The sequence below is a fragment of the Thermoplasmataceae archaeon genome (genome assembly GCA_038729425.1).
Lineage (GTDB): Archaea > Thermoplasmatota > Thermoplasmata > Thermoplasmatales > Thermoplasmataceae > B-DKE.
In genome coordinates this window covers 22,280-29,104 of sequence record JAVYSB010000009.1, presented here as the reverse complement: position 1 = coordinate 29,104, position 6,825 = coordinate 22,280, and the positions used below count along the sequence as shown (strand labels likewise).

Here is a 6,825-nt window from a genome sequence, read left to right as displayed (position 1 = left end):
GAGCTCCAGTACTGTGGAACTCTCGACCAACGAGGATTAATTGATCATACCTAACTATGTTTTCAAACTGCGTGTGAACAAGGTAAATCACAGGTGTGGCAGAAAAAGAAATTTGCAGGTGAATTTGGTTGCGGACCAACTGACTTTGTAAATAGCAGGAGATTGCTCTCTGCTGAACGCGTACATCTCCGAGCATAAAAAAGCTAATCGTGTTATTCTGTTCTCAATTGTGATTGAGGGGGCCAGCCCCCCCTGGGTTTACTGTTCGCAACGACAGAAGATTCAGAAAGAATTCTCTTCGATCCCAACGAAGAGAAAACACGGGAAGAGCCCTCAATCCTCGATGGTTTTATTCCAATCTGAATGTGTCTTCCGGTTATCTGGTATTGCTTTTTTATTGAGTGGTCTTCATGCGATCACGGAAAATTGTAATTTGCGCTTGGTACGCATGGAAGCGGAGAAAAAGTAACTGAATATCCAATCGTTTCTTATATGTCAAGTTTTATGCTTTACCGAGAGGATATTCAGACTTCTTTGCGTCAGTTCCTGCTTGTGTAGTGGATTATAGCCATGATGACCAAAATTATGCTTACAGCAACAATCATATCTAAAATTGAGAAAAGGCGCGGGTAGTTCAGCATCAGGACAGAGATGACCGCCGCAAGCACTAGACATACCGTGATCACAAGAGTCTCCCGATTGTTACCCACTATTTCACCCCATGTTATACATATCGAGAGCTCCATATTAAGAGCAACTAAAACTGCATTCGTGTAAACTTATAGACGAATCATCCTTATTAGTGAACTCTGAAACAAAAATTGAGGGTATTACGTTAAAATCTAGGTAACTTCAGCCGTTTCACGATCCAAGAATTTGACCTCTGTAGTTTCCCAGCTCATGATCTAAAGACCGGAAGATCATGCAAGTCTACGATCCTGTAAAAACGGTTTAAACAGGCTGGTTTGTGTCCTTGGGCCGATCAGCCTTCATAATGTGATGAAATCTCCTGGTGAACATGGGGCTCATCACAACATAAAGGATCGCTACTGCAAGGGTTCCAACTGCCATGTATATCCAGTAATACGCTGTCACGTTCTGCAGTATGAACAGGAGATAAAGTCCTATGATTGCCCCGGCGAAGGCTCCAAAACTGGTGTAGAGGTTGTATACTCCAACATACGACCCACGCATGTTCCCTGGGGCAAGTGTGGTAATAATGCTCTGCGTTGTCGGTGACAGAAGATCTTCCCCAAATGTGGACACTGTCATGAATAACAGAAGTATGAAGAATACTGGAGACGAAGAAAGTATCAGGAATGAGATGGCATAGAACACGGTCCCTATGCCTCTCCACATCATTGGGTTTCCAAATTTTGTCATAAGCCTGAGGAACGGCATCTGGAGGATCACGACCAGCGCGCCGTTCAGCGCCCAGACATAACCAAGATAGGAGTAGGGCAGGTTTTCAACAACTATTGTGTAAACCGTGAATGTGGATCCCCTCTGCCGCATGAATATGGATAAAACGAGCCCAACAAGTATGAAGACTATAAAAAATCTATCTTTGGTATAAGCGCGACTAAGATCACCCTTCCTCAGGGGATCATATGCCGATGGTACATAGCTCTCCCTGAACATGTAATAGAGCATGAAAATCTCAATAACAGTTACGGCAGCTGAAATAATGAAAATGTACTGAAGGCCAAAATATGCCAGGTACGCTCCCAAAAGTGGTCCGACAGCAATGCCCAGGTTCGCCATTACCCTCATAACAGTATACCCGGAAAGCCTGTCACCAATGGAAGTGACGTCGGCAACTGCTGCCTGTACGGCCGGATACTGGATCGAGTTGATGATGATTGTTCCATACCAAGAAAGCAAAAGAAGGATGAAATAGTCCGGAACTGCTATCGTGTAATATATGAGAAGATAGGATACCACAGCAGGTATCTGGGAGTAAACAAGAATGGTTCTCCTGCCTATCCGGTCGGTGAGTATCCCCGCAAAATACTGAATAAATGCCATTAAAAGGGTCGCTGATCCTATGAAGAAACCTGTCTCCACGAACCCTATGTGGTATACTTCAATGAATATGAGCGGGACGAATATGAAGGACGACCCTCTTCCAAAGGCTCTGATGAATCTGGTTGCACCAAGTATCCAGATCCTTCTGTCAAGACCGCGGATATTGTAAGCGTACGGGGTTTCCAAGATTCTACTCTAATTTCTGGCGGCTATTTAAGATTTCAACACAGTTCAAAACTACAGATTAAGATAAAAAGACGTCAGCAGAACCTGCAGGCAATCAGTGCTTTATTTCTTTATCATATATCTGCGAAATATATTCCCCTATGGCAGGAGACGCGGTCAGCCCAGGTGACTCAATGCCAATGAGATCGATGAAACCCTGCAATCCCCTGTCCTTTTCATGACGAATGGCAAAGTCCCTGAACCCTTCACCCGGCCCCTGGAGTTTCGGCCGTATCCCTGATGAGTCTGCAACGATCTCGCGATCTGCAATTGAGGGGGCGAATTTTATAACATCATCCAGAAATTCAACAGGGCTTGATTCCACTTTGTAGTCCACCTTATCCACATAATATGCGTTTGGTCCCAGCTTAATGGACCCCGCCATGTCAGGGGTGAGATGTATTCCGAGGCCAGGCCCGTTTGGAACCGGATATACTAGGGACCTTACAGGCGGCGGGCCAGACAGCCTGAAATAATCTCCCTTGCAGTAGTGAAGCCTGTACCCAGCACTATTTATGTCTATCCCTGCCATTTCAGCTATTCGGTCCGACTGGAGGCCTGCACTGTTTATAACAGTATCCGATCTTATGCTGAATCTCTGCCCTGAGCTGACCCCCATCAGTTCATAACCGTCTGATATTCTGGATATTCCAGTAACCATGGTTTCCGGAACGAATGTCACGCCGTTCCGCAATGCCTTTGCCCTGAAATAATCCATAAGGCTGTCAGGCTCTATTATGCCGGTAGACGGGGAATATATAGCCCTTTTCGCTAGGACGTTTGGTTCAATTGTCCTGATCTGATCACTGTCAAGCATCCTCAAATCCTGTATACCATTTCTTTCACCGTTTTTTAACAGTTTCTCGAGTTCTGCAATACCGGAATCATCAGTTGCTACGATCAGCTTTCCAAGTTTCCTAAAAGGTATATGGTATTTCTCACATATGCTGTAAATATGCTCATTTCCTTTCCTGCAAAGGACAGCCTTTAGCGATCCAGGCGGGTAATATATTCCGGAATGGATGACCCCACTGTTGTGGCTGCTCGTCTCCAGGCCCAATACACGGTTTTTTTCCAGGACATAAATCTCCCGGTTATTCTCGGACAGACTGGCAGCTACGGACAGTCCGACGATTCCGCCACCTATGATGACGATTTCGGCAGATTCCATTTGGCGAGTCATGCAGTGGGATTTAATGAATATTTTTTACCACTGCAGGAAAGTTGAACTTACAGGCAGATTCTTCTACGCACCCTGGAGTTCATATTAGATTCACCAGGAAACCTGCAACAAATCCAATGAAGGTTCCTGCATATATTAAACGTGCAGAATGTCTCTCCCCGTTCCTAAGCAGACTCCCAATTATGGGGAAGATAACGTATGCCATGGCTCCAATTGCAAGGCCATCAAAGAAGAGATTGAATAAACTGGAAGAATAGAAGTAGCCAACCCCGCCACCGATGATCGTTGGCAGGCCACCAATAAGAAACAGGGAAACGATGGGGAGTATTTTCTGGCTCTCCATACCTATGAAGGGCGAAACGATGGGAAAGCCCTCCGTTATGTTCTGCAGGATGAATCCGACAAGTATGACAACCGTCACGCCCAGCAGTCCTATTGAATTGAATGAGGCGCCAAAAACGAGGCCCTCCGTGAGATTCTGGAATCCGATCCCCAGTGCAATGAAGAAGGAGAGCCTGTACGGTGATTTTCCACTGTCTTTAGTTCCTTCCGCGAAGAAGAGCATGGCGAAGCCAAGAACAAGAGAAATCAAGAATACCAGATCATACCATGGGTCTGTACCATATCCCGCAAGAGAACCATTATACATAATAGAGGCTGAATCTGAGAAGACGTCTGCAACGAGAAATATAAGTATTCCGACTGCCACGGATCCCAGAAGGCGCATGTTAAGGTTACTCATCTTCCTTCTCGCAAATAGGGGAAGTGCAATGAATATTGAAAGTCCCATGACAGCGGAAAGCAACAATACCATTAGGAAGTTACTCATTGTCAGGACATCCTGACGCCATATTAATAAATTTCCAAGCACGGTCGGCGATATCATGGCGAACTGTGATCTTGTTTTTCGCGCTTCTTAAGGGCTGTTTCACTCTTCTGTTTTTTAGATTGTGCGTTTTTGCATATTCGCTTTATTTTGGTGGTTTCGCCAGATTTCGTGCAGAAGTAATATACCCTCTTCTTCCTGGCATCGTAAACGTATATAGAGATTAGAGCGAGAGCTGCAGCCACAGATCCTCCCAGCACAATCTCGCTTGTGGGCATTACCTCCGATGCAGGTGAGTGCGGTTTCCGGACATTCACAGTGAGGTTGCAGGTATAATTGTACTCCATCGATTTGGAAAGATTGGTGTTTTGTGGAATGAGAAGTACCTGGAAGCCTGATATGTTCTCAGGCGCGTAGAGGTTGAATTTGATCGTACTGAATGAATTAGCTGATAAATTCTTCAGTGACTGCACTGACCCGATCTCGCCATCCGAGAATTCAGTGCGAAGAACGACATTGTAGAGTATACTGTTCAGGCCTGAATTTGACAGGTTGAAAGAAACAGAGACATTCCTTCCGTTAATGCCTGCGATGAAACTCGAAACTGACGGATGGATATCTGGGAGGACAGTGATGTTTGCAAAATCTGTTAAGTTTTCACCAGTGAGGAAATATCCAGCGGAATCAATCCTCAGAATCAGATCATAGACACCGGGATTCACGGAAATAGGTACATAGCAGTTGAAGCTCAAGGACGATAAGCCTCCTGCTTTTGAAATAGGGGCTGTTGTGTTGACGAGGTACATGCTCCCAAAACGGCCTGAAAGCTCAGCGCTGAATCCAGTGATAGTCACACCAGAGGTTGCCTGCAGTCCCACCTGAAAAGTGGAATATCCCACTGAAACGGATTTGGGAAGCGAATACAGAAACATAGCAGGCAGATTCAATGGGAAGACATTCATTGTTTGATTGCTCAGGCACCAGGGGAACGTACTGATCGAAAAATACCAATTTGACGAGGCCATTGATACAGAATAATCTCCGAGATACTCAGGGTGCTCTGACGCGTTCATGGTCGCCTCGATCAGTGGCTCCTCGAATATGGGGCCATCTTTGGCAATTAACTTAACCAGCGGGGAGTGCTCCAGCACTGCAGCGATCTGGCCATTCGACGCGTTGGCGTTACTGTCCAGGTGGGCAGGAATCATGCATGGCGTCACAACGGGAGTGGCATTGTAAAATGCACCGTAATGTGTGATAAATTGCATCTGTTCGATCTTATATACCGAAATACGTGAATTATTGTACATCAGAAAGGGCGGGGAGCAGTAGTGTTCCGGTGAGTAATACGAATAATCTCCAACTATGAATACCGATGAGTTTCCGTATCCTATTATCATATTCTTCTGTGGGTTCAACATATATCCATAGCTATACATTTCCTGGAAACCAAGCCCAATTGAGTCCCTTAGGGAGATCATGGTAGAATTGTACAGGAGAACGTTGAAGTGTTCGAGGCCATAAAATGATTCTGTATCATTTGAGATAAGGTCGAGAGAGATGTTCCATATTTCTGCCGTAGTTTCAAGATTAAAATTATAGTGCACGGAAATCCCATTAGAAGAGTATGCCTTTGACCTGGTGATCGTAACAGGAAGCTTGAATGAGTATGTGGAGTTCTCCAACCTGCCTATACCGCCTGTACTTGGCAGGGTTATGTTTCCAATGGTTGAGCCCCCATCTGAAACGATCACGTAGTCATTACTGGAACTATCATTTCCGCTGTAGGTAATGTTCAATATTGCAGTATCCAGATACGAATCCGGGAAAGAATCGTACCCGTGAGAAAGTGGGATGCTGTGATACCCTTCTTCGCTGAGAGGACCAGTTTTATTGCTGAAAGAATAATTCATGGATCCGTCGATATAAGGCTGTGTTTGGGGCGTGTGGAAAAAATTGTCATAAATAGTGTTTCCAGAGTATATAGTGCAGTTTTCGAAAGACATGCCCAGAGCCATTACAAGGTCCGGATCGACCTGGCTCTCACAGCCTATTATAGATCCTATGAACGTTACAGCGGAATTGACAGCAAGTATGCTCCCTCCGAATTGCAGTGAACTGTTTTTCAGGTAAAGGGATGCGTGGAGGTTTCCAGATGCATTTCCCACATTGAGCTGGACTGGGAAGGTTCCAGATCCGTTTGACGTAACGGTTGACAGGCTGGAATTATTGAGGTACAGCGAACCGTAGTCATCAATGGACATGCCTGAGGGACTGCTGGAAACCATGATAAGATGAGTGTTGTTAATGTAGAGTGTGGATCCGTTGGGCACTGTGAGATTCTGAAACAGGTAGTAAGTGGAGTGGCTCATACTGTCTCCTATCCTTGCAATGGCATGATTTTCCATGGCAAATGAATTCCCGGTCTGGCTGCCTGTAAAGGTTATTTGATGGGCCATCGCTATAATTAATACCACTAACGAAAGTAATGCCAATAACCGTTTATCAGGCATGCGTCTATCACGCATATTGGGTCAAATCCCGCGGTTACATAAATTACTTT

The 6,825-nt window shown here is 45.2% G+C and carries 5 protein-coding genes; all 5 read right to left on the bottom strand.

The features are described from left to right. Positions 1-539 precede the first annotated feature (539 nt). Positions 540-710 (bottom strand): hypothetical protein, encoded by a 171-nt coding sequence (locus QW597_07005; GenBank protein ID MEM0156327.1) that lies wholly within the window; start codon positions 708-710, stop codon positions 540-542. 241 nt (positions 711-951) lie between these two features. Then, positions 952-2,214: an MFS transporter gene (locus QW597_07000; protein MEM0156326.1), complete on the bottom strand. Its 1,263-nt coding sequence runs from the start codon at positions 2,212-2,214 to the stop codon at positions 952-954. A gap of 94 nt (positions 2,215-2,308) precedes the next feature. Continuing rightward, entirely contained in the window at positions 2,309-3,424 is a 1,116-nt protein-coding gene (locus QW597_06995) for an NAD(P)/FAD-dependent oxidoreductase (GenBank protein ID MEM0156325.1), read from the bottom strand. 91 nt (positions 3,425-3,515) lie between these two features. Next, complete coding sequence (locus QW597_06990; GenBank protein ID MEM0156324.1) at positions 3,516-4,265, bottom strand: hypothetical protein; 750 nt, start codon at positions 4,263-4,265, stop codon at positions 3,516-3,518. A gap of 53 nt (positions 4,266-4,318) precedes the next feature. Next, complete coding sequence (locus QW597_06985) at positions 4,319-6,670, bottom strand: hypothetical protein (protein MEM0156323.1); 2,352 nt, start codon at positions 6,668-6,670, stop codon at positions 4,319-4,321. Positions 6,671-6,825: the final 155 nt, after the last annotated feature.

Excerpts from the sequence above, each read along its gene's own strand:
- QW597_06995 (MEM0156325.1), bottom strand. The coding sequence starts at position 3,424 with ATGGAATCTGCCGAAATCGTCATCATAGGTGGCGGAATCGTCGGACTG.
- QW597_06985 (MEM0156323.1), bottom strand. The coding sequence starts at position 6,670 with ATGGAAAATCATGCCATTGCAAGGATAGGAGACAGTATGAGCCACTCC.
- QW597_06990 (MEM0156324.1), bottom strand. The coding sequence starts at position 4,265 with ATGAGTAACTTCCTAATGGTATTGTTGCTTTCCGCTGTCATGGGACTT.